This is a genomic window from Candidatus Pelagibacter sp. HIMB1493, from assembly GCF_052047995.1.
Lineage (GTDB): Bacteria > Pseudomonadota > Alphaproteobacteria > Pelagibacterales > Pelagibacteraceae > Pelagibacter.
The window spans coordinates 122,020-144,459 of the sequence record NZ_JBNAIP010000001.1 but is presented as its reverse complement, the minus strand read 5'-3'; the positions used below and the strand labels follow the sequence as shown (position 1 = coordinate 144,459).

Genomic DNA, 22,440 nt, shown 5'->3' with positions numbered 1-22,440 from the left:
CATCAAAAAATAGTGTTTTGATATGACGACATTACCTTCAAAAGCAAAAGTAGTGATAATCGGTGGTGGAATACACGGTTTAAGTACTGCATGGAAACTTTCAGAAACTTACAAAAATCCTGGCGACATAGTTGTATTAGAAAAAAAAGATACAGCCGCTGGTGCAAGTGGAATTGCATGTGGAGTTGTAAGAAATAATTATTTTCAGCCAGCAATGAGAGAATTGATGGCTCATTCTGTTTCGGTTTGGGAAAGTGATCCTAAAGCATTTAAATATAATCCAGTTGGATATTTGCAAATATCTCCGGAAGTAATGCATGAAGATGTTGCAAGTATTTATGAACAACAAAAAGCAATTGGATATGAGTCAGTTTTTATTGAAGGTGAAAAAGATTGCACAAATTACATGAAGGGAATATTTGATGATTGGCAGGCTCAAGGCATTACTTCTGTACTTCATGAGAAAAAAGGTGGATACGCATTTAATAAAGACTCAATTAAAGCCCTAGAGAACAAATCTACATCTAATGGTGTTCAAGTTATGAAAGGTGTAAGAGTAACTGGTTTTAAAAAAGGAAGTAACAGTCAAGCAGTAACTGGTGTTGAAACTGACAAAGGAACTATTGAGTGTGAACAAGTAGTTGTTGGTGCAGGACCATGGGCTAGAGATTTTTGGAATATGTTAGAGTTACCAAAGACAGCTCACATAAAAGGTAAAGATGGTAAGATGCATGAAACAGATATGTGGACTTACTGGATGCTTCAAGAAGGAGTGATCGGTGTTGAACCAGATTTCTTAAAAACAAATGACGGTAAACAACCGCCTGTAGTTCACGTTGACTCAACAGCTCCTTTATACTCTGACAAAACAAAAAAATTACTAACAGATAAAATTTGGGGAATTTATTATAAACCTGATATTGAAGGTTTAGGTGTACAAGGTGGAACTTCTCCTTACATTGTTAAAAAACATTTTGATCAAGTAAATGTTGATCCTTATGGAATTGAATCTCCAGAGTATCAAACAACAGACGCTTTTAGTGAAATGTGGTGTTCAGCACTTGCACATTGCCAAAAAAGATTTGAAGGAAAATCAGACTTATACAGAAAAGGACCATCAGGTGGTTTAGGATGTATGACACCAGACTCTTTTCCTATCTTCGATAGATTTTTTGAAAACGTTTACATGATTGCTGATGCTAATCACGGATATAAAATGATTGGTGTTGGTGAACTTGTTGCAAAAGAAATTCTTGGTACTGAAAGTGATTTATTGAAGCCGTTTAGATTCAACCGTTACGAGAAGGGTGAACTTCATCCTACTTCTAACAGTCCGTTCCCTTGGAGTTAAACTCTAAGCCTAGACACAAATAAAGTTTTCAGCTACGCTTGAATAATTAATAATTCATTGAGGGGTGAAAATGACAGATCTAGAAAAACATGTTAACCAGCCAGGTAGAGCCAAACTAGTAAAAAAAGTTCGAGAAAAAATTAACGAACTTGGAATAACTTATATTTATTATCAATTTATTTCTGTAACAGGAAGAGTTGTAGGTAAAGGTATACCTGCAGACCACTGGGAAAGAACAGCAGAAAAAGGATTTCAATTAGTTTACGGAGCAACAGCAAACTTATTTTTAGATCGTCATAATAACTACATTGGTTATGGTCCAGAAGCTATGGAGCTTGTTGGAATACCTGATCCTGAAACTTTTGTGCAATTACCTTGGGACAAAAGAGTTGGAAGAGTTTTTGTAACATGTTTTAGAAACAGAGAAGAAAGACAAAATCCAGGCGGTCACTTAACTTCAGACTGTAGAGGAAATCTAAGAATTTTCATGGATGAATTTAAGAAAAAACATGGTCTAGAATTAAGAGTTGGTACTGAGCCTGAAATGATGTGGTTAACAAAAAATGAAGATGGTACCCCTACAGGTAAAGGTTTTTCTAAACCATTCTGTTATCACATTGATCAATTTGAGTCGTTAAGACCAGTATTTATGAAGGTAATTGAATATGCAAAAGCGATGGGACTCGATATGATTCAAGGGGACCACGAAGATGCACCAGGTCAATTAGAATTAAACTGGACTTATGATAACGTCTTAAGAAACGCAGATAGATTATCTACATACAGACAAATTTGTGCTCAAGTTGCAAGGGAACATAACTTGATAGCTTGCTTTATGACTAAACCTTTTATGGGAGTTTCTGCAAGTGGATGTCATACTAATATGTCTTTGTGGAAAGGTGGAAAGGTTAAAGTAAACAAACTTGGAAACAAAACACTTCCAGGTGTCGAAGAAGTATTTAGTTATGTAGAGGGTGGAACAAATACTTTTATGCCTGATACTAAAGACATGCAGCTACCAGGTAAAATTGGTTTGCAATCAATTGCAGGTATCATGGAACACTTGCCGGCACTAACAGCATTGGGATCTTCTACAGTTAACTCTTATAGAAGATTATGGGACCAAGGTTTCTGGGCGCCAGTTTATGCTGACTGGGGATACCAAAATAGAACATGTGGATTAAGGGTTTCTGCACCAGGTAGATTTGAATACCGATCAGTAGACTCTATGCATAATCCATACTTATTAGGTGCAGCGTTACTAAAAGCATGTGATCATGGAATTAGTAAAAAATTAAAACCAGCTGCTCCTGAGTCTAGAAATATTTACGAAGCTCAAAAGGCTGGTAAAGATGTTAAGAAACTTCCATTAAGTCTTGGTGAAGCTTTGGCTAGACTTGCAGAGGATGAAGTAATTAAATCTGCAATGCCAGATGAAATGTATAAAGTTTTCCATTGGTACAAAAATGATGAGTGGGAAAGATTCTTGGGTGCTACAACTCAATGGGATCTGGATACTTATCTTGATTGCTTACCGTAGGTCGTTAATTAATAGATAGATAGAAAGGTATAAAGAATATGTGTGGGATAGCAGGATTAATTCATAGAGGAAAATCCTCAAATGTTGGAAGCGAATTACAAGGAATGCTTCAAGCGTTAAAACATAGAGGTGAAGACTCAACTGGATATGCTTTGTATGGAGATACAGATGGCAAAAATTTCATCATGCGTTTTAAAGTTGGTGAGAACGTTGGAGAAGGAAGTTCGTCTATTATGGAAGATGTTTCTGTATATGATGAAAGAAAAAAAGTTGTAGATCAAACTCTAGCTGAGATGGGAGCTAAAGTTGTTAAAGAAGAAAGAACACTTCCCTACTCTTTAAGATATGAGATTGATTACAACACAAAAGATTTGTTAGATTTTTCTCAAAGAATAGAAAGCATTCCAGGTGTAGAGATTCTATCTATGGGTAAATCATTAGAAGTTATTAAAGATTTAGGTAACGCGAAAATGGTTTGTGACAGATATAGCTTAGATAAAGTTGTTGGAACTCATGCAATAGGTCATGCTAGAATGGCAACTGAGTCTGGTGTTGATATCAAATCTGCCCACCCTTTCTGGGGCTATCCTTTTAGTGACGTTTCTGTAGTTCACAATGGTCAGTTAACAAACTATTGGAACAACAGAAGAGTATTGGAAAATAAAGGAATGAGATTTATGTCTGAGTGTGACTCAGAATTAATCGCAGTTTATCTTGCTGAAAAAATGAGAGATGGCGCAACTTTAGAAGAAGGTATGAAAGAAAGCTTAACTGGTTTAGATGGTGTATTTACTTACTTCGTAGCGACAAAAGACTCTTTAGGTATGGCAAAAGACACTATGGCTGCAAAACCTTTGGTTTTATATGAATCAGATGATTTAGTTGCAATGGGATCAGAAGAGATAGCTATTAGATCTGTGTTACCACAAGAAATAGACACATATGATCCATTTGATGGGGAGGTTAAAGTATGGCAAATCTAAAAACAGTATCTAAAAAATCTAAAGCCCAATCAATGGGTATGCATACTGAGGTTTTAACAGGAAGAACTCAACAAAAATTCTTTAATCCTGATGAAGCTGAAAACTTTTATTATTTTGGAACATACGATGTAGATTTTAATAAAAGAACTGAGCTTGATGTAAAAGATATGACAGCTCCAGAAGCTAATAAGGAAATTGATAATTTAATGAGCCAAGGTTACGGAACAATTGTGATCAAAAACCCTCAAGGAAAACACAGTTTAGGTGTTGGTATTTTAAATAAACTTAATTTAATTTTTGAAGGAAGTTTAGGATACTTTGGCATGGGTTCGTGCGATGGTCCAATCGTTAGAATTAACGGAAGAGTTGGTTGGTCATGTGCTGAAAACCTTATGGCTGGAAAAGTAGTTATTGAAAAAAATGCTGGCTCTTGTTTTGGTGCGGCTATCAGAGGTGGAGATTTAATCTGCAAAGGTAGCGTTGGTGCTAGAACTGGTATTGATATGAAAGGTGGAACTATCATTATTGGTGGAGATGCTGGTGCATTCACTGGTTTCATGATGCAGAGAGGAAGAATAATAATTCTTGGTAATGTTGGAATTAATTTAGGAGACTCGATGTACGATGGAACTATTTTTGTTGGTGGTGAAATTGGATCTTACGGAAGTGATGCAGTAGACGCTGAACTAACAGATAGTGACCAAGATTGGTTAAAAAGAAAATTAAAAGTTGCAGAAATTGGTGAAAATTTTGATGTAAGTAAAATGAAAAAAATTGTAGCTGGTAAAAAACTTTGGAATTACGATAATTTAGAACCTACAGAGAAGAAGGGAGCAATTTAATGCCTAAGAAGAAAAGTAAAAAAAATGGTAAAGGTGTTGGTGGAAAAGCTGATGTCCATGCACATGAAGAAGGAAAAAGAAATAAAAGTCTACTAGGACATAATGCTATTTTTACTCCTGAAGTAATAGACGACATTCACATTAAATCTCAATTAGGAAGATACAGAATGCGTGGAATGGCATTAATGAAAAAAATTCCAACATTCGATGATTTGGTATTTTTACCTGGAACACTTACAAGATTTGTAATCGAAGGTTATAGAGAAAAGTGTGAAACTAAAACTGTAATTGGTCCAAGATGTGAAAACCCAATTGAATTAGATATACCTGTTTACATTACAGGAATGAGTTTTGGTGCACTTTCATATGAAGCAAAAACAGCTTTAGCAAGAGGAGCTACTATGGCAGGAAGCGCTACTTGTTCAGGTGAAGGTGGAATGATACCAGATGAAAGAAGATATTCAGAGAAATGGTATTACCAATGTATTCAATCAAGATATGGTTTCAATCCACATCATGCTCAATTAGCAGATGGAATTGAAGTGTTTATTGGACAAGGACAAAAAGTTGGTATGGGTGGACACTTAATGGGTCAAAAAGTAACTGACCAAGTTGCTGAAATGAGATCATTACCCTCTGGTATTGACCAAAGATCACCAGCTAGACACCCTGACTGGTTAGGTCCAGATGACTTGGCTCTAAAAGTTGAAGAGTTAAGGCAGTTAACAAAAAATAAAGTTCCAATTCAGTTAAAACTTGGTGCATCAAAAGTTTACGACGATGTACGTATGGCTGCAAAATGTGATCCAGACTCTATTTATTTAGATGGTATGGAAGGATCTACTGGAGCAGGACCTCACATTGCTGCTGCAAACACTGGAATTCCAGGAATTGCTGCTATTAGAGAAGCAAGAAGAGCAATTGATGATGTGGGTAAAACTGGAAAAGTAACATTAATTTATGCAGGTGGAATAAGAGATGGTGCTGATATGGCTAAAGCTTTAGCACTTGGTGCTGATGCAATTGCAATTGGTACTGGTTCAATGATTGCACTTAATTGTAATAAAGATATTCCAGAAGCTGATTTCGAAAAAGAAATGGGTGTAAAAGCTGGAGAGTGTTATCACTGCCACACTGGAAGATGTCCAGTTGGTGTTGCTACACAAGATCCTAAATTAAGAGCAAGATTAAATCCTGATGATGCAGCATTGAGAGTATATAACTATCTACACTCAATGACTTTAGAAGCTCAATTATTAGCTAGAGCTTGTGGTAAGACGAATATTCATTCGTTAGAACCAGAAGATTTAGCAGCTTTAACTTCTGAAGCTTCTGCATTAGCGAAAGTTCCACTAGCAGGTACAAACTACACTGTTGGTGTTGATAACTATCATAAAATATAAGAGGTAACGATGGCTAAAAAGAAAACTAAAAAAACTAAATCAAAAGCTAAAGTTTCAAAAGTTAAGTTTGGAGAAAAAAAACAAACTGCTAGAGAAAAAATGATAGGCCAGTCGATTGGTTATAGATATGACGTTAATCTGTTGCCTGATTATAAAAAAATAACTCCATTCTTAAAAAAATATATTGAGGCAATGGGATGGGATGATTTAAATTGGTTGGAAGATGTACACATGGGTTACGAAGAAGGAAGACCTGCTGTGTTTTGTAGAAATGCAAATGGATGGGTAACAATTCCAAAATCAATTAAACTTCCTAACAATCAACAAGACAGAGACATGATTGCAAGAGAGCTTTTAGTTAAATTTCAAATGTCTCCAAAACATCCTCTTGTTGATTTGAAAAAAGCTTATTTAAAGTTTTAATACTACAATCAAAAGTTGATTTATTTTAAAAAAACCTAGTTTAATAACTAGGTTTTTTTATGCTCTTTATATTTGTATCGAACCATAAAATTTTATATGATTTTTAAAACTAATATGGGGAGAGAATAATGACTGATCAGTTAGCTGCTCTTACTACCATATTTACAGAATTCTACTATTGGGTAACAGTAGTACTGATGTTTTTAATTCACGTCGGATTCTGTATGTATGAAGTTGGAGCTTCTCGATACAAACACCATCAACATACTCTTATGAAAAACACAATGCTGATACCTTTGGTAACAGTAACTTGGTTTTTATTTGGTTGGTGGATTTACTGGGCTTTTCCAACAGGACCTGGATTAGCACCTTCAATAATGAATGAGAGTACTGCTCTAATCACAGATGAGTCTGCGTTTAGTGCTACTTGGTATACAGCTACAAGTGAACTTATGGCAATCAATCTAGGAGATCACATTTCTGGTGTCTTCTGGGCTGCTTTCCTTCTGTTTTCTTGGACAGCTGCTTCTATCGTTTCAGGAGCAATCATTGAAAGAATTACAACTTTTGCATTTGGTATTCTAGCAATTGCAATCGGATCTGTATTTTGGACAATTGATGCTGCTTGGGGATGGCACTTTGATGGATGGATGTTAAAACTTTTAGGATATCATGATGCATATGCATCAGGAGTAATTCACGCAATTGCAGGTGGATTTGCTTTAGGTGTTCTTGTGGTTTTAGGTCCAAGAATTGGAAAATTCTCATCAAGTGGTGAACCTAGAAACATAGGGCCTAGAAATCCTTGGTTGGTAACAGTTGGATTATTTTTAATTTATACTGGTTTCTGGGGATTTTATGCTGCATGTAACATTCCAATTTTCGACTTAGGTCCAGAATATGGAATGGAAGGTATATCTTATTGGACAGCTACAAACATTTACGTAACTCCTACTACACTTAGTGGTATTACCTTTAACTTCTTGATGTCATTATCAGGAGGATTACTGGCCGGATATTGGATTGCTAAAGGTGATCCTTTCTGGACATACTCTAGTGGACTAGCAGGTGTTATCTGTGCTTCAGCTGGAAATGACTTATATCATCCAATTCAATCAATGATCATTGGTATGATCGGTGTTGTGATTGCATACAAACTACATTACTGGGTTGAACGAAAGTTCAAAATTGATGATGCAGTTGGTGCAGTAGCAGTTCACGGTTATGCAGGATTTGTTGGTCTTGTAATTTGTGGTTTTGTTTTATGGGGCTACCCTTCATCTGGTTACAGTGTGGGTGCTATGTGGGATGGAACTACTTATGCAACAATCAATCCTGTAGGACAGTTCATTGGAGCAATAATTATGTTTGTTGTTCTTGGACTAATACCAGGCTATGTCATAGCTAAAGTGCTTCATGGTATGGGTAAATTAAGAATCCCACGTGAGGTAGAAATAGCTGGACTAGATTATGAAATGATGGAGGCTGCTAAAGAAGATGAAAAAGCAGTTTCATCTGCAACCAGGTAAAGGAGAAATATATGGCTACAGTAACAAACTGGATAGATCACCTTAACAAGCCAGCTGAGGAAGTGGTTGGTGCTGTTTACCCTGGTGCTGGATCTAGTGAAGGAATACTAGTAATCATTGCTGTAATCTTATGGATTGGTTGGCATGTCTTGACTGCGAAATCTGAGAGTGATGAACTTTCAAGATTAGCTAAAAAGAAACATGGTGCTAACGACCATAAAAGCAATATTACTGATTGGTAATTAAAATTAAAAGAAGGCGTCACATAATTTGTGGCGCCTTTTTTTTTGGAAAAAATTATGAAAGATCAGAATGATGAAGAATTAAGACCCTCTAAAATGAGAGGGGTAGCTTTTCCTAAGGCGAAATACGGAGTTATAGCTGCTGTGATAATTATTGTAGTGGTTAATCTAATCTACTATAAGGAATTTTTAATATCTTTATTTAAATAATCTTAAGAAAATTATGTGTGGAATAGTTGGAATTTATTTAAAAACAAAAAAATACGAAAAACATTTAGGTAAATTTTTATCTGGAATGCTAGATGGTATGGCAACAAGAGGACCTGACAGTGCAGGATTTGCAATTTACACCAAAGAAAATAATAAAAATTATAAATATTCAATTTGTCTTAACAAATTAGAATTCAGCGAATTTAAAAAAAAAATATCCAAATATCTAAAAGGAATAAAATTAAATAACTACTCAGATCATGTAGTTTTAGAAACAAGAGAGAAACCTGCTAAAACTCTTAATTTACTTAAAGAAAAAATACCTGAAGTTTCTTTGGTTGGTTACGGAAAAAGTATTAATATTTTTAAGCAAACTGGAAATCCTAAAGATGTAGTTAAAAAATTTAAACTTTCCTCTTTTTCTGGAACACATGGAATTGGACATACAAGAATGGCAACTGAAAGTGCAATCACAACTGAAGGGTCTCATCCCTACTCTACATCAGAAGATGAATGTTTAGTGCACAATGGTTCTTTATCAAACCATAACAATGTAAGAAGATCACTAATCAAAGAAGGTCAAAATTTTAATTCAGAAAATGATACTGAGGTCGCAGCAGGATATATTTCAAATCAAATATCAAAAGGGAAAGATTTAGAAAAAACTTTAAAAAATAGCTTAAAAGATCTTGATGGTTTTTATACATTTATAGCAGGAACAAAAAATGGCTTTGCATTGTTAAGAGATGAAATCGCTTGTAAGCCAGCAGTTGTTGCTGAAACAAAAGATTATGTTGCAGTCGCATCAGAATTTCAAGCAATGGCTCATCTTCCAAATGTAAACTCAGCTAAAATTTTTGAACCAAAACCTGGTGTGGTTTATCACTGGTAAAATATGAAGTTTGATTTAAATAAAAAAACACTTAGAGAGGTTAATAATCATCTGCAAAATATTGATCGAAAAAAAAATAATAGAAAATTTGAAATTTTAAATCCTCAAGGACAACATGCTATATGTGCAGGATTAAAAGATGATATAGATATTAAAATTAAAGGACATGCTGGATATTACTGTGCTGGTATGAATCAAAAAGCAAATATTATAGTTGAAGGAAATGTAGGAACTGGCGTTGCTGAAAACATGATGTCAGGTCAAGTTGTTGTAAAAGGAAATGCATCTCAATCTGCAGGTGCAACAGGTCATGGAGGAGTATTGGTTATTGAAGGTGATGCAAGCTCTAGATGCGGAATATCAATGAAAGGTATTGACATTGTTGTAAAGGGTTCTGTTGGTCATATGTCAGCATTTATGGCGCAAAAAGGAAATCTTGTGGTCATGGGGGATGCAGATTCTGATCTGGGGGACTCTATTTATGAAGCTAAAATATTTGTAAAAGGTAAAGTTAAAAGCCTAGGTGCAGATTGTGTTGAAAAGAAAATGGATAAAAAAAATATAGATGAATTAAGTAAACTATTTAAAAAACTTAATATTTCAGAAGATCCTAAAACTTTTAAAAGATACGGATCGGCTAGAAAATTATATAATTTTAAAATTGATAATGTTGGATCTTATTAAATGAAAAAAAATCTTAAAGAATTTAAAACATTTCCAAGCTCAACCATTAAAGAGATACAAAGAGCTGCTAATGAAGGAATTTATCAAATAAGAGGTTTGGGAGCTAAACGTAAAGTTCCAGATTTTGATGATTTAGTTTTTTTAGGAGCATCAATGTCAAGATATCCATTAGAAGGTTACAGAGAAACTTGCAATACCTCAGTAGTCTTAGGAGATAGATTTGCCAAAAAACCAATTGAATTAAACATTCCAATTACAATTGCTGGAATGAGTTTTGGGGCCTTAGGAGCAAATGCGAAGGAAGCTCTTGGAAGAGGTGCTTCTGCAATGGGAACTTCTACAACAACAGGTGATGGTGGTATGACTAAAGAAGAAAGAGGTTCATCAAAATATTTGGTTTATCAGTTATTACCATCAAGATATGGAATGAATCCAGACGATCTAAGAAAAGCTGATGCTATTGAAGTTGTTGTTGGTCAAGGTGCTAAACCAGGAGGTGGTGGAATGCTTCTTGGACAAAAGATTAACAAAAGAGTAGCAGGTATGAGAACTTTACCTGAGGGAATAGATCAAAGAAGTGCATGCAGGCACCCTGATTGGACAGGTCCTGATGATCTTGAAATTAAAATTCAAGAATTAAGAGAAATAACTAATTGGGAAAAACCAATTTATATTAAAGTAGGTGCTGCTAGACCTTATTACGATACAACATTGGCAGTAAAAGCTGGTGCAGATGTAGTGGTGTTAGACGGAATGCAAGGAGGAACTGCAGCTACTCAAGATGTATTTATAGAACACGTTGGAATTCCAACTTTAGGAGCTTTAAGAGAAGCAGTTGATGCACTTAAAGAATTAAATATGCATAGAAAGGTTCAATTAATTGTATCTGGAGGAATAAGAACTGGGGCTGATGTTGCAAAAGCAATGGCATTGGGTGCTGACGCTGTATCTATTGGGTCAGCAGCAATGATGGCTCTAAATTGTAATGCAGAATTGTACGTTGATGATTATAAAAAACTAGGAACTGAACCTGGATATTGTCACCATTGTCATACAGGTAAGTGTCCGGTTGGAGTTGCAACACAAGATCCTAAATTAGAAAAAAGATTAGACCCAGTAGAAGGTGGAAAAAGAATTAAGAATTATTTAACAACTTTAACTTTAGAGTTGCAAACATTGGCAAGAGCTAATGGAAAATCAGATGTAAGAAACTTAGAACCTGAGGATTTGGCGGCCCTAACTGTTGAAGCTGCAGCAATGGCAAGAGTTCCATTAGCTGGTACAGATTGGATACCAGGAAAAAAATAATTGAATTCAACTTTTTAAACAAGTAGGATTAATTATGCCAAAAAATTTATCTCAAATTGCAAAGCAAAAAAAAATAAAATATTTTTTAATTAGTTTTGTAGATCTATTTGGAGTTCTGAGATCAAAATTAGTCCCTGCCCAAGCAATTGGTGAAATGCAAAAAAATGGTGCAGGATTTGCTGGATTTGCAACATGGCTAGATATGACACCAGCTGATAGTGACATGTTCGGTGTGCCTGATCCAGACAGTTTAATTCAATTGCCATGGAATAAAGAAGTTGGTTGGTTAGCATCAGATTTATATATGGATGGTAAACCAGTAAAGGCATCACCAAGAGTAATGCTTAAAGAGCAAATTAAAAAAATGTCTCAAAAAAAATTACAAATGAAATCAGGTGTTGAGTGTGAATACTTTTTAATATCAGAAGATGGAAATTCAATAGCTGATGGAAGAGATATCCAGTCTAAACCTTGCTATGACCAGTCTGCATTAATGAGAAGATATGAATTAATCAAAGAGATTTGTGATTGTATGCTTGCTATGGGATGGAAGCCATATCAAAATGACCATGAAGACGCAAACGGTCAATTCGAAATGAATTGGGATTATTCAGATTCACTTGTCACAGCAGATAGGCATGTATTCTTTAAGTATATGGTTAAAAGTTTAGCCGAAAAACATGGTTTAAGAGCAACATTCATGCCAAAACCTTTTCATAATTTAACAGGTAATGGTTGCCATGCACATGTATCAGTATGGAATGGAAAAAATAATAAATTCTTAGATAAAAAAGATGATCTTGGGCTTAGTAAATTAGCCTACAATTTTTTAGGTGGTATAATGAATAACACTCAAGCTTTGTCTGCTTTTTTTAATCCAACAATAAATAGCTACAGAAGAATTAATGCACCACCAACAAAATCTGGTGCAACTTGGTCACCAAGCAGTATTTCCTATACAGGTAATAATAGAACTCATATGATCAGAATACCGGATCAAGGAAGATTTGAATTAAGATTAATGGATGGGTCTGCTAACCCTTATTTGTTACAAGCAGGAATAATTGCTGCTGGTCTAGAAGGTATAAATAAAAAGCTAAATCCAGGAAAACCACTTCACTGCAACATGTATGAAGATTTTAAAAAATATCCTAATTTAAAAAAATTACCTAACGATATTGAACAAGCCATAAAAATGCTTGAAAAGAGCAAATCCCTATCAAATGCTTTTGGTAAAGATGTTATTGCTAGCTATACAAAATTAAAAAGATCTGAAATTAAAAATTTCAAAAGCTCATCAACTTTTAATAAGAGAAAACCTGTAACTAAGTGGGAAAAAGACAACACCCTAGATTGTTAAAAAATGACTGTTTTATCTAATGGTCATCAATGGAAATTAACTGAATTTGTAGATAATAAAAAATATTCATTTGATAAAGATCAAATTTTAAATTCATTAACCTCAAAAGACCTGGATGATGCGTACAATTCTATCTCAAAATGGGAAGGATACTCCCCTACACCCTTAATTAAATTAAACAAATTAACAAAAGAATTAGATTTAAAAAATATTTTTTATAAAGATGAAAACAAAAGATTTAATTTAAAATCTTTCAAAGCCCTAGGAGGAGCTTATGCAGTTGAAAAAGTTACTAAAGGAAATAAAGAAATAGTTGTAGCGACCGCTACAGCTGGAAACCATGGTAGGTCTGTTGCTTGGGGTGCAAAAAGATTAGGTTTAAAATGTAAAATTTTTATAAGTGAATTTGTAAGTGATGCAAGAGGCAAAGCTATGGAAGCACTTGGTGCAGAAGTTATAAAAGTTAAAGGTAATTACGAAAATTCTTTGATTGAATGCATAAAACAATCTACAGAAAATAATTGGCAAATTGTTCAGGATGTTGCTTGGAAAGATTATATACTGGTACCCAAGTATACAATGGCTGGTTATTCAGTCATGATGAAAGAAATAGCTGAACAAACTAATAATGAAAAAATTTCTCATATTATTTTACAAGCTGGAGTTGGTGGTATGGCTGGTGCAATGGTAGCTGGGATAGCGAGATACCTAGATAATATTCCAACGATAATTGTTGTGGAACCTGATAGTGCGGCTTGCGTAATGGAAAGTATTAAAACTGGAAAAATAGAAAAAATTGATATTAAACGAGAAAGTTTAATGGGCGGGATGTCGTGTGGAGAAGTTTCACTTGTGCCATGGGAAATCTTAAAAAACTCAGTTAAACACTGTATAAGTTTACCTGATGATGATATTGCAAAAACTATGAAATTACTTGGAAATGCAAGCTTTAGTGAAGAGAGTATAATTGCAGGTGAAAATGCTGCGCCAGGTGTAATTAGTTTAATTGCAAGCTGCGAAGATGAAACGATTAAGACAAAAATTGAGCTTAATGAAAATTCTAATGTATTAATTTTTGGTTGTGAGGGCGATACCGATCAAGAAATGTATCAAAAATTAGTAAATCAAAAATAATTATAATGAAAAGCACAGGTATATTTTGGATTAGAGAAGATTTTAGAATTGATAATAATCCAGCTCTTTCCTTTGCAACTAATAATCATGAGAATGTAATTGCGTTATATATTTATAACAATAATGAATTTGATAAAAAAAGAGAAGCTCAGAAATGGTGGTTATTTAAATCATTAGAATCAATAAAAACAGAACTTTCAAAATTTAAAATCAATCTAGAAATTTTAAAAGGTGATGAGTTAGATATTTTTTCGAAGTTTAAAAAAAAAGATGATGTGTGCATCTATTGGAATAAAATTTATGAACCAGATGTTATATCTAAAGGAAAAAAAATAAGAGATCTATTTATAAAAAACGAAATAGAATACAAATATTTTAAAGGAAATATTTTAAATGAATTTCAAGAAGTAACTAAAAATGATGGTACACCATTTAAAGTATTTACACCTTTCTGGAGAACAGCTGAACAAATTTTTCAAAATCAACCTCCAAGTAAAAATTACACTGTAAAAAAGAAAACTAAAGCCATCAATTTTTTTAAGAATTCTTTAGATCTCAAAAATATTTTACCAAATAAAAAATGGTATGAAAAATTTGATAAATATTGGAAAGTTTCAGAAAATGATTCTCAAAAAATTCTAAAAGATTTATTAGAAAATAAAATTAAAGATTATGGGACAAATAGAGATATCCCTTCTATAAATGGTACTTCTAGGTTGTCCCCATATTTAAAATTTGGTCAAATTCATGTAAATACAATTTGGAAAAAGTGTAGTGAGCTAAAATCAAAAGGAATAGGATATAGAAAATATATAAATGAACTGGGTTGGCGTGAGTTTTCTCATAGTCTAATTAATTACTTTCCTGAATTCTTAAAAGGAAACTTTAGAAAAGAATTTGACAAATTCCCATGGGCTAAAAATGAAAAGTTTTTAAAAGCATGGAAAAAAGGTATGACAGGTTATCCGATAGTTGATGCTGGTATGAGAGAATTATACGAAACTGGATGGATGCATAATAGAATAAGAATGGTCGTTGGATCCTTTTTAGTAAAACATTTGAGAATTAATTGGGTAGAGGGAGAGAAGCATTTTAGAAACTGCTTACTTGATTTTAATAAAGCTAATAATGTAGCACAATGGCAATGGGTTGCAGGTTGTGGAGCAGATGCTGCACCATACTTTAGAATTTTTAATCCTATTCTTCAGGGTGAAAAATTTGATAAGGAAGGAATTTATGTAAAAAAATGGGTTCCTGAATTAAATAAAGTTCCTGCAAAATTTATCCACAAACCTTGGGAAATGGAAATCAAATATCAAGAGGCGATTAAAACAATTATAGGTAAAGACTATCCACAACCAATAGTTATTCATGAAAAAGCAAGAGCTGCTGCATTGGATGCATTTCAATCTCTGAAGAAAAAATAACTTATTCTCCCAAAAAATGATGAATTATAGATCTTTTTTGAGACTCTAATCTATGTTCAAACAGATAGAGACCTTGCCAAGTTCCCAGTAGTAATTCTTTATTTTTAATACTAAGAGAAATTTGATTATTCGTTAATGCGGATTTTATATGAGCTGGCATATCATCTTTACCCTCAGTTGTATGAACATAAAGCGAATTATCCATTGGTGCTAACTTATCAAAATATTTAATCAAATCAGTTTGTACATCTGGGTCGGCATTCTCCTGTACAATTAAAGACGCACTTGTATGCTGAATACTTAAATTTAAAATTCCATTCTTAAAATTATTTTCATTTATCCAATTAAGAGTTTGATCTGTAAATTCATATAACTTTTGACCATTTGTGTTTATTTGAAGATTAAAAAATTCTTGTTTCATGAATTCATCACTTTAGATGTTAATTCGTATAATCTACTGATTGTTCTTTCAAATGGTTTTTCTAATAGTTTTGATGATGTAAATTTATCCAAACTTTGATTAGCTGTTACTGCAATTGGAATACTATTATCATAAATTATATCTAATAAAGTTATAAACCTTTGCTGTTGGTTAGAATTAAAATTATCAAACTGTGGTATTTGATCGATTACTATAAAAACACAATTTTTAATAATTTCTAAATAATCTTCAGCACCTAAATTCTGATCACATAATGTTTTAAAATCAAATCTAGCCACTCCTTCATAAAAATTTTCTATTTTAAAATTTCTTCCTTTTACATTAATTATTTTCTCAGTTTTATTTTTATCTTTAGTAATAGTTCTAAAAAATTTATTTATTTTAAAATTAGTTTCTTCATCAAGTGGAAAAAAGTATCTATCTTGAGAATTGTTAGATTTTCTATAGTCATCTTCAATTACAAGTTCGTATTGAAAAGATTGATCCTCCATTATTTTTATAAATGGTTTGAACTGATCTCTTTGAAGACCATCTTTGTAAAGCTCAGAGATTTGAGTATTTGAGGTTACGATTATTTTTATATTTTCTTTGAAGATTTGATCAAATAATTTTCCTAAAATCATAGCATCAACAATGTTGGTTACTTGAAACTCATCAAAGTAAATTATAATTGCTTTTGATTTTAAATCTTTAACAAATTCATTAATAATATTTTCTTGTTTGCTATCTTTTCGCTCATGAACAAAATTATGAAAACTCAACATAAACTCATTAAAATGTAATCTTAATTTCTTATGATCTAATTGATCAAAAAAGAAATCTAAAATCATTGTTTTGCCTACACCAACATCTCCGTATAAATAAAATCCCTTTTTAAAAGATTGGCTTTGAAAAATTTTTGATATTAATGATTGGAAATTACCCTCGTAGTATTCTTGTAATTTTTTTACTAAATCTATCTGACTAGGATTAATTTCTAAATTTTGTTTTTTACAGTGAGATATAAAATCTTTTTCAAAAGGTAAGGCCATCAACTTCTTTTAGTTTTAAAATCAATTCCATATTCTGATCGTGGTCCTTTTCGTAAACCAAATGGTCCTGGAATAAATATTGTCATTGGTTTTGTACCTGGTTCTAAATCAACTCTATGAAAAGCATTTGCTGATCTAAAACCAATGTATCCTGGCTTTCTCCAAAATCTTCCATTTTTTGTTGTTTCCCAGTACCCTCCTCTTAAAATTATTGTAATATATGGGCACAAATGGTTATGAACCCCATCACCATGATCATCATCTAACATTTCATGAATTAATATATTAAATGGAAACCATTTAGGTCTATTTCTGAATATCACATAATATCTATTCATCCACGGTTTCGCTTCTTCAAATTTTGGGTGTGATGGTCCTCTATCTAGAACTACTTTTTTTCTTCCGATCTTTTCTAAAAGTTTCAAGATCATATTTAATTGTATTGTACGATAGAACCGTTTCTAACTACATACAAATTATTATTAAATATAAATGGTTCTGAAACAATGTCTCCAGAAACTTTTTCTACATTTAAAACTTTTCCTTCACTTAAATCAGCAATTATTATTTTTCCATCAGAATTTGTTAAATATAGATTGGTATTACCTATAACAAAACCAACTGGTTCAATTTCTTTTCTTTTTTTAATTTTATAATTTTTAAAAAGATCTGTAATTCTAAGTATGTTGCCATTGTTTTTTTCAACTACATACAAGTAACCATCATTCGAAACTGTAAAAATCAAATTACCAGTAATTATAGGAGTAACATTTGAATTTAAATTATTTATCCAATTAACGACACCTGTTTTTACATCCACCGAATAAAATTCATTTTTATTATTTGAAAAAAATATGGATTTTCCATCTGATACTAGTTTTGATGTTTTGAAATTATAAGTTTCATTAATAATATTACTGCTTTGAGTTGGTAACTGCCAAGTGATTAATCCAGTCTCAATATCAACTGCTGTGATATCTCCAATTGAGTTACTAAACACCACCATTTTGTCAATTAAAATTAATGAATATTTTGCATTTGATATTGTAAAAGAATCTTCTGTTTGCAAATTCCAACATTCAGATCCGTCTTCAATTTTATAGCATCTCAAAGTATTTTTATAATCAACAACAAAAATTTTGTTTTTATAACTTTTGATATCTGAATTAAATGGATAGGTATTATTTTTTGTCCAATTCAATTCACCTGTTTCAAGATTAATCGAATAATATTTAGCAATACTGTCTGTAATGAATATACTATTTTCTTTAATTGCAAAATTTAACTTTGGTCTTAATTTTTTTTCTGACTTGGTGTAATAATTTTTTTTCCATAACACTTTTTTATTATTATCATATCTAATAATTGTACCTTTTTTATCAAAGAAAATTAATCCATCTGATAGGAAAATTGGTTTATAATTAAGATTATTTATTTCATCTAACTTTGAAAATTTAAAATTACCTATTTTTTCTAATTGGCCATCATAGCTTTGGGCACCGTAGTTATTGGTATTATCTATTATTTTGTTGGTTGTTCTTAATCCAGATAAATCGAGTTTAACTTCTTGATTAAATTCAGAGGCTTTTACCTCTTCCTCTGCAAATATTTTTTTTACATTTTCTTTTTCCGATAAATCTTTTTCCTTATCTTTCCAAATTCTTGAATTTTCATTGAAAGAACAATTATTTAGAAGAAAAAATGTAATAAATAATGCTAATAGTCTAATCACTCAAATCTCTGTTTAATCTTTTCTCTGATTCTATTCTTATATCTGGATTTGGATTTTCTAAAGTCATTATTTGTTGAAAAAATTCTTTTGCTTTTTGTTTTTGATCTTGTGAATAAAAATATTCGGCCATTAAGTATAATGCATGCGATTTCCATACACTTTCTGAATTAATTAATGGATTTAGCATATTTAGTAAATCAGCTTCATTTGCCTGATCTGCATTAAATAGTGCCTTTTTATAGATAACTAAATTTTTAATTTCTTTATCTAGTGATGTTTCATCGATTATGACATCAAATAATTTATTAACTTCGCTTTGATCAGAAAGGAGGTTGTTATCAATTACAAAATAAAGAGAGAGCGGAGAATAAGTTGGATCTTTTTGATTAATTATCTCCAATAATTTATTTAAAGTTGTCTCTTTAGCACTTTCAGAATGATCAATAGTAATTGCATTAAAATTATCAGATATCTGTCTTTTTTTATCAGTTGTATATTTATCATAACTGTAAACACCTATTACAACCAAAACTAAAACAATAACTGAAGAAATTAGAACCTTTTTGTTATTAACAAAAAAGTTCTTAATTTTTTCGTTTCTAGTATTTGCATTTATTATTGATAAATCTTCATTCATATCAAATCATGTTCCTTAGCACATATTGGAGAATTCCTCCATTTTTATAATATTCCAACTCATTTTTAGTATCTATTCTAGATAAAGTCTTCACTTTTTTAATTTCTCCAGAGATATATTTGATTTCTATAGTAACTTCATCAGAAGGATTTATGCCTTTTTCAATATCAACTACACTTATTAGTTCTGAACCAACTAAGTTTAAGCTTTTTCTGTTTTCTCCATCTTTAAATTGCAGTGGTAAAATTCCCATTCCAATTAAATTTGATCTATGAATTCTTTCAAAGCTTTCAGCAATAACAGCTTTTACTCCTAAAAGTTTAGTTCCTTTAGCAGCCCAATCTCTCGAAGAGCCAGTTCCATATTCTTTACCACCTATTACTACTAAATCAGTTCTTCTTTTTTTATACTCAACAACTGCATCATAAACGGGCATTACTTTTTCTTCAGGATATAATTTTGTAAATCCACCTTCTGTTCCTGGTGCCATTTCATTTCTAATTCTAATATTTGCAAAAGTTCCTCTCATCATAACTTCATGATTTCCTCTTCTTGAGCCATAAGAGTTATAATCTTTAGGTAAAATTTGATGTTCCATAAAATATTCTCCAGTTGGACTATCTTTTTGTATGCTTCCAGCTGGTGAAATGTGATCTGTTGTTATCATATCACCCAATATTAATAACGGCCTTGCATCTTTGATTTCTTTAAATCCTTCTGGCTCATCAGACAAACCTTCAAAGAACGGTGGTTTTTTTACATAAGTTGAACCTTCATCCCATTTGTAAATACTGCTTTTTTCAGTTTTAATTTGTTGCCATTGAGTAGGACCGTCGGAAACATTTGAGTATCTTTGGATAAACATATCAGCATTCAAAGATTGTTTTAAAGTATCCTCTATTTCTTGATTTGATGGCCAAATATCTTTTAAAAATATATCTTTCCCATCTTTATTTTTGCCAAGAGGATCTCTGTACAAATCAAACTCCATATGTCCAGCTATTGCGTAAGCAACCACCAATGGTGGAGAAGCTAAATAGTTTGCTTTAATATGTGGGGAAATTCTTCCTTCAAAATTTCTATTTCCTGATAGTACAGAAACGGCGTGAATATTTTCTTTTTGAATCGCTTCTACTATATTTTTAGGTAATGGTCCTGAGTTTCCAATACAAGTAGTGCATCCGTATCCAACTAAATTAAAACCTAATTGATCTAAATAAGTATTTAATCCAGCTTTTTCTAAATAGTCAGTTACTACTTGAGATCCAGGTGCTAATGATGTTTTAACCCATGGTTTAACTTCTAATCCATGCTCAACAGCTTTTTTAGCAAGCAAACCTGCTCCAATTAAAACATTTGGATTTGAAGTATTGGTACATGAAGTTATAGCCGCAATTAAAATTGAACCATCTTGAATTTCATAATCAGTATTTGAAACTTTTGATATTGATTTTTTATCTTTATTAGTTGCTTCAGATAAAACTTTTTTAAATGAAGTTGGTGCATCAGTTAACAAAACTTTATCTTGAGGTCTTTTTGGCCCAGATATAGTTGGTACAACCGTAGACATGTCTAATGAAATTACATCAGTAAATTCTAAATCATTACTTGCCCATAACCCTTGTTCTTTGGCGTATTTTTCAACTACTTCGACAGTGTGCTGATCTCTTCCTGAAAATTTTAGATATTTTAAAGTTTCATCATCTATTGGAAAAAAACCACAAGTAGCACCGTATTCTGGAGCCATATTTGCAATAGTTGCTCTATCTGCAAGAGTTAGATTTTTTAATCCATCTCCATAAAATTCTACAAATTTTCCAACAACACCTTTATCTCTTAACATTTTAACCACTGTTAAAACAAGATCTGTTGCCGTTGTACCTTCGGGCATTTTATTTTTAACTTCAAAACCAATCACTTCAGGTATCAACATAGATATAGGTTGGCCTAACATTCCTGCTTCTGCTTCAATACCACCTACTCCCCAGCCCAAAACAGAAAGTCCATTAACCATCGTTGTATGGCTGTCTGTACCGACAAGTGTATCTGGAAATATATATTTCTCACCTTTAAATTCTTCAGACCAAACTACTTTAGATAAGTATTCTAAATTTACCTGATGACAAATTCCTGTTCCTGGAGGGACAATTCTAAAATTATCAAAAGCTTGTTGTCCCCATTTTAAAAATGAATATCTCTCACCATTTCTATTGAATTCTATATCTACATTTTTTTCAAATGAATCTGCTTTTGCAGATTGATCAACTTGAACAGAATGATCAATTACAAGATCAACTGCTGATAATGGGTTGATTGTATTGGGATCTTTATTTTTTTCTTTAACAGCCTCTCTCATTGCAGCTAAATCTGCAACAGCAGGAATTCCTGTATAATCTTGAAGCAAAACTCTAGCAGGTCTATATGCAATTTCAGTTTTTGATTTTTTTGACTCCAGCCAATTTTTAATAGCGTCTATTTGAGATTTTGTAACACTCAAATCATCTTCGTATCTTAATAAATTTTCTAATAAAACTTTTAGAGATTTTGGAAGTTTATTAATTCCATCGAGCCCATTTTTTTCTGCTTCGCTTAATGAATAATAATTATACTCTTTGTTGTTGATATTAATTTTTTTAAGAGAATTATAAGAATTTTTGTTTCCTGGTGTCATATTTTATAAATAAAAAGTTATTATGCTTGTTAAAAGAAGCAGTGACATAGCATAATTAAAATAATTAATAAATTTCTGATTTGTCGCAAATTTCCTAAAGAATTTACCCAAAAATGTCCAAAGAGTTATACTTGTTACCGAGACTAGTAAAGCCATAACAAGAATTTGAGTCGTGTAACTTACAAATTTTTCTCCTGGGTTTATGTAAGTAGATACAAGAATTATAGATGCAATTACACCTTTTGGATTTAGAAATTGAAAGATAAAAGTTTCATGAAATTTAATCGGATTTTTATTTTTATTTTCTTGATTTGATGGACCTGAAAAAGAAATTTTATAAGCTAAATAAATCAAAAATAGCGTTCCTAAATATTTTAATATTTCTTGAATTAAAGGATAAAGCTTAAATATATTTATCAAACCTAAAGCTAGGCATAATAATAAAAATGGAAAACCTAGGGTAACCCCGATTATATGTGGAAGTGTTCTAACTATACCAAAGTTAAAACCAGAATAAAAAGCTACAAAGTTATTAGGACCAGGTGTAAATGCAGCAACAATTCCAAATAAAGTTATCGAAAGAATTTCAGGATGCATTG

General features: G+C 32.2%; 22 protein-coding genes. 15 read left to right on the top strand and 7 right to left on the bottom strand.

Annotation, left to right across the window (positions count from 1 at the left end; all coding sequences use genetic code 11):
* Positions 1-22 precede the first annotated feature (22 nt).
* The 15 genes from ACTTBK_RS00765 to ACTTBK_RS00695 all read left to right on the top strand — a co-directional run bounded on the left by ACTTBK_RS00765 (position 23) and on the right by ACTTBK_RS00695 (position 15,328).
* Complete coding sequence (locus tag ACTTBK_RS00765; protein ID WP_075506192.1) at positions 23-1,351, top strand: NAD(P)/FAD-dependent oxidoreductase; 1,329 nt, start codon at positions 23-25, stop codon at positions 1,349-1,351.
* A 70-nt stretch (positions 1,352-1,421) separates the two neighbouring features.
* Entirely contained in the window at positions 1,422-2,891 is a 1,470-nt protein-coding gene (locus ACTTBK_RS00760) for a glutamine synthetase family protein (RefSeq protein ID WP_440618160.1), read from the top strand.
* 38 nt (positions 2,892-2,929) lie between these two features.
* Positions 2,930-3,874: a glutamine amidotransferase gene (locus tag ACTTBK_RS00755; protein ID WP_440618159.1), complete on the top strand. Its 945-nt coding sequence runs from the start codon at positions 2,930-2,932 to the stop codon at positions 3,872-3,874.
* Positions 3,862-4,716, top strand: a complete 855-nt coding sequence (locus tag ACTTBK_RS00750) for a GXGXG motif-containing protein (protein WP_428079748.1) — start codon at positions 3,862-3,864, stop codon at positions 4,714-4,716. The genes ACTTBK_RS00755 and ACTTBK_RS00750 overlap by 13 nt, the downstream gene beginning before the upstream one ends.
* Positions 4,716-6,119 (top strand): FMN-binding glutamate synthase family protein, encoded by a 1,404-nt coding sequence (locus tag ACTTBK_RS00745; protein ID WP_075506196.1) that lies wholly within the window; start codon positions 4,716-4,718, stop codon positions 6,117-6,119. The genes ACTTBK_RS00750 and ACTTBK_RS00745 overlap by 1 nt, the downstream gene beginning before the upstream one ends.
* A 9-nt stretch (positions 6,120-6,128) precedes the next feature.
* Positions 6,129-6,542, top strand: a complete 414-nt coding sequence (locus ACTTBK_RS00740) for a hypothetical protein (RefSeq protein ID WP_440618158.1) — start codon at positions 6,129-6,131, stop codon at positions 6,540-6,542.
* A gap of 128 nt (positions 6,543-6,670) precedes the next feature.
* Positions 6,671-8,071 (top strand): ammonium transporter, encoded by a 1,401-nt coding sequence (locus ACTTBK_RS00735; protein ID WP_440618157.1) that lies wholly within the window; start codon positions 6,671-6,673, stop codon positions 8,069-8,071.
* Between the two features lie 11 nt (positions 8,072-8,082).
* A complete protein-coding gene (locus tag ACTTBK_RS00730; RefSeq protein ID WP_440618156.1) occupies positions 8,083-8,313 on the top strand; it encodes a hypothetical protein in 231 nt (76 codons plus the stop codon).
* Between the two features lie 57 nt (positions 8,314-8,370).
* Positions 8,371-8,523, top strand: coding sequence for a hypothetical protein (locus tag ACTTBK_RS00725; RefSeq protein ID WP_440618155.1), 153 nt, complete (start codon positions 8,371-8,373; stop codon positions 8,521-8,523).
* A 13-nt stretch (positions 8,524-8,536) separates the two neighbouring features.
* Positions 8,537-9,415, top strand: coding sequence for a class II glutamine amidotransferase (locus tag ACTTBK_RS00720; protein WP_440618154.1), 879 nt, complete (start codon positions 8,537-8,539; stop codon positions 9,413-9,415).
* Positions 9,416-9,418: 3 nt separating this feature from the next.
* A complete protein-coding gene (locus ACTTBK_RS00715) occupies positions 9,419-10,099 on the top strand; it encodes a protein glxC (protein ID WP_440618153.1) in 681 nt (226 codons plus the stop codon).
* Positions 10,100-11,407, top strand: a complete 1,308-nt coding sequence (locus ACTTBK_RS00710; RefSeq protein WP_440618152.1) for an FMN-binding glutamate synthase family protein — start codon at positions 10,100-10,102, stop codon at positions 11,405-11,407. It abuts the gene before it with no gap.
* 34 nt (positions 11,408-11,441) lie between these two features.
* Positions 11,442-12,767: a type III glutamate--ammonia ligase gene (glnT, locus tag ACTTBK_RS00705; RefSeq protein ID WP_440618151.1), complete on the top strand. Its 1,326-nt coding sequence runs from the start codon at positions 11,442-11,444 to the stop codon at positions 12,765-12,767.
* Positions 12,768-12,770: 3 nt separating this feature from the next.
* Entirely contained in the window at positions 12,771-13,901 is a 1,131-nt protein-coding gene (locus ACTTBK_RS00700) for a diaminopropionate ammonia-lyase (protein WP_440618150.1), read from the top strand.
* Positions 13,902-13,906: 5 nt separating this feature from the next.
* The gene (locus tag ACTTBK_RS00695) at positions 13,907-15,328 is read left to right on the top strand and encodes a cryptochrome/photolyase family protein (RefSeq protein WP_440618149.1); all 1,422 of its coding nucleotides are present in this window, start codon (positions 13,907-13,909) and stop codon (positions 15,326-15,328) included.
* Between the two features lies 1 nt (position 15,329).
* Here the strand turns inward: ACTTBK_RS00695 and ACTTBK_RS00690 are convergent, their stop codons facing one another.
* Genes ACTTBK_RS00690 through ACTTBK_RS00660 form a run of 7 tightly spaced genes read right to left on the bottom strand, consistent with a single transcriptional unit; the run spans position 15,330 to position 22,438 of the window.
* A complete protein-coding gene (locus tag ACTTBK_RS00690; protein ID WP_440618148.1) occupies positions 15,330-15,749 on the bottom strand; it encodes a secondary thiamine-phosphate synthase enzyme YjbQ in 420 nt (139 codons plus the stop codon).
* Positions 15,746-16,801: a cell division protein ZapE gene (zapE, locus tag ACTTBK_RS00685; RefSeq protein WP_440618147.1), complete on the bottom strand. Its 1,056-nt coding sequence runs from the start codon at positions 16,799-16,801 to the stop codon at positions 15,746-15,748. Before zapE ends, ACTTBK_RS00690 begins: the two co-directional genes overlap by 4 nt.
* Positions 16,801-17,232 carry a hypothetical protein gene (locus ACTTBK_RS00680; RefSeq protein WP_440618146.1) on the bottom strand — a complete coding sequence of 144 codons (432 nt, stop codon included), beginning with the start codon at positions 17,230-17,232 and terminating at the stop codon, positions 16,801-16,803. The genes zapE and ACTTBK_RS00680 overlap by 1 nt, the downstream gene beginning before the upstream one ends.
* A gap of 2 nt (positions 17,233-17,234) precedes the next feature.
* The gene (locus tag ACTTBK_RS00675) at positions 17,235-18,533 is read right to left on the bottom strand and encodes an outer membrane protein assembly factor BamB family protein (RefSeq protein ID WP_440618145.1); all 1,299 of its coding nucleotides are present in this window, start codon (positions 18,531-18,533) and stop codon (positions 17,235-17,237) included.
* A complete protein-coding gene (locus ACTTBK_RS00670; RefSeq protein ID WP_440618144.1) occupies positions 18,526-19,170 on the bottom strand; it encodes a tetratricopeptide repeat protein in 645 nt (214 codons plus the stop codon). The genes ACTTBK_RS00675 and ACTTBK_RS00670 overlap by 8 nt, the downstream gene beginning before the upstream one ends.
* A 1-nt stretch (position 19,171) precedes the next feature.
* Positions 19,172-21,841, bottom strand: a complete 2,670-nt coding sequence (gene acnA, locus ACTTBK_RS00665) for an aconitate hydratase AcnA (RefSeq protein ID WP_440618143.1) — start codon at positions 21,839-21,841, stop codon at positions 19,172-19,174.
* A 3-nt stretch (positions 21,842-21,844) separates the two neighbouring features.
* Positions 21,845-22,438 carry a LysE family translocator gene (locus ACTTBK_RS00660; RefSeq protein ID WP_440618142.1) on the bottom strand — a complete coding sequence of 198 codons (594 nt, stop codon included), beginning with the start codon at positions 22,436-22,438 and terminating at the stop codon, positions 21,845-21,847.
* Positions 22,439-22,440: the final 2 nt, after the last annotated feature.

Bases quoted from the DNA above. Each gene is read 5' to 3' on its own strand.
- ACTTBK_RS00715 (WP_440618153.1), top strand. From the start codon at position 9,419: ATGAAGTTTGATTTAAATAAAAAAACACTTAGAGAGGTTAATAATCAT.
- ACTTBK_RS00710 (WP_440618152.1), top strand. From the start codon at position 10,100: ATGAAAAAAAATCTTAAAGAATTTAAAACATTTCCAAGCTCAACCATT.
- ACTTBK_RS00725 (WP_440618155.1), top strand. From the start codon at position 8,371: ATGAAAGATCAGAATGATGAAGAATTAAGACCCTCTAAAATGAGAGGG.
- glnT (WP_440618151.1), top strand. From the start codon at position 11,442: ATGCCAAAAAATTTATCTCAAATTGCAAAGCAAAAAAAAATAAAATAT.
- ACTTBK_RS00720 (WP_440618154.1), top strand. From the start codon at position 8,537: ATGTGTGGAATAGTTGGAATTTATTTAAAAACAAAAAAATACGAAAAA.
- ACTTBK_RS00735 (WP_440618157.1), top strand. From the start codon at position 6,671: ATGACTGATCAGTTAGCTGCTCTTACTACCATATTTACAGAATTCTAC.
- ACTTBK_RS00765 (WP_075506192.1), top strand. From the start codon at position 23: ATGACGACATTACCTTCAAAAGCAAAAGTAGTGATAATCGGTGGTGGA.
- ACTTBK_RS00660 (WP_440618142.1), bottom strand. From the start codon at position 22,438: ATGCATCCTGAAATTCTTTCGATAACTTTATTTGGAATTGTTGCTGCA.
- ACTTBK_RS00695 (WP_440618149.1), top strand. From the start codon at position 13,907: ATGAAAAGCACAGGTATATTTTGGATTAGAGAAGATTTTAGAATTGAT.
- acnA (WP_440618143.1), bottom strand. From the start codon at position 21,841: ATGACACCAGGAAACAAAAATTCTTATAATTCTCTTAAAAAAATTAAT.
- ACTTBK_RS00760 (WP_440618160.1), top strand. From the start codon at position 1,422: ATGACAGATCTAGAAAAACATGTTAACCAGCCAGGTAGAGCCAAACTA.
- zapE (WP_440618147.1), bottom strand. From the start codon at position 16,801: ATGGCCTTACCTTTTGAAAAAGATTTTATATCTCACTGTAAAAAACAA.
- ACTTBK_RS00680 (WP_440618146.1), bottom strand. From the start codon at position 17,232: ATGATCTTGAAACTTTTAGAAAAGATCGGAAGAAAAAAAGTAGTTCTA.
- ACTTBK_RS00755 (WP_440618159.1), top strand. From the start codon at position 2,930: ATGTGTGGGATAGCAGGATTAATTCATAGAGGAAAATCCTCAAATGTT.
- ACTTBK_RS00690 (WP_440618148.1), bottom strand. From the start codon at position 15,749: ATGAAACAAGAATTTTTTAATCTTCAAATAAACACAAATGGTCAAAAG.
- ACTTBK_RS00750 (WP_428079748.1), top strand. From the start codon at position 3,862: ATGGCAAATCTAAAAACAGTATCTAAAAAATCTAAAGCCCAATCAATG.
- ACTTBK_RS00745 (WP_075506196.1), top strand. From the start codon at position 4,716: ATGCCTAAGAAGAAAAGTAAAAAAAATGGTAAAGGTGTTGGTGGAAAA.
- ACTTBK_RS00670 (WP_440618144.1), bottom strand. From the start codon at position 19,170: ATGAATGAAGATTTATCAATAATAAATGCAAATACTAGAAACGAAAAA.
- ACTTBK_RS00730 (WP_440618156.1), top strand. From the start codon at position 8,083: ATGGCTACAGTAACAAACTGGATAGATCACCTTAACAAGCCAGCTGAG.
- ACTTBK_RS00700 (WP_440618150.1), top strand. From the start codon at position 12,771: ATGACTGTTTTATCTAATGGTCATCAATGGAAATTAACTGAATTTGTA.
- ACTTBK_RS00740 (WP_440618158.1), top strand. From the start codon at position 6,129: ATGGCTAAAAAGAAAACTAAAAAAACTAAATCAAAAGCTAAAGTTTCA.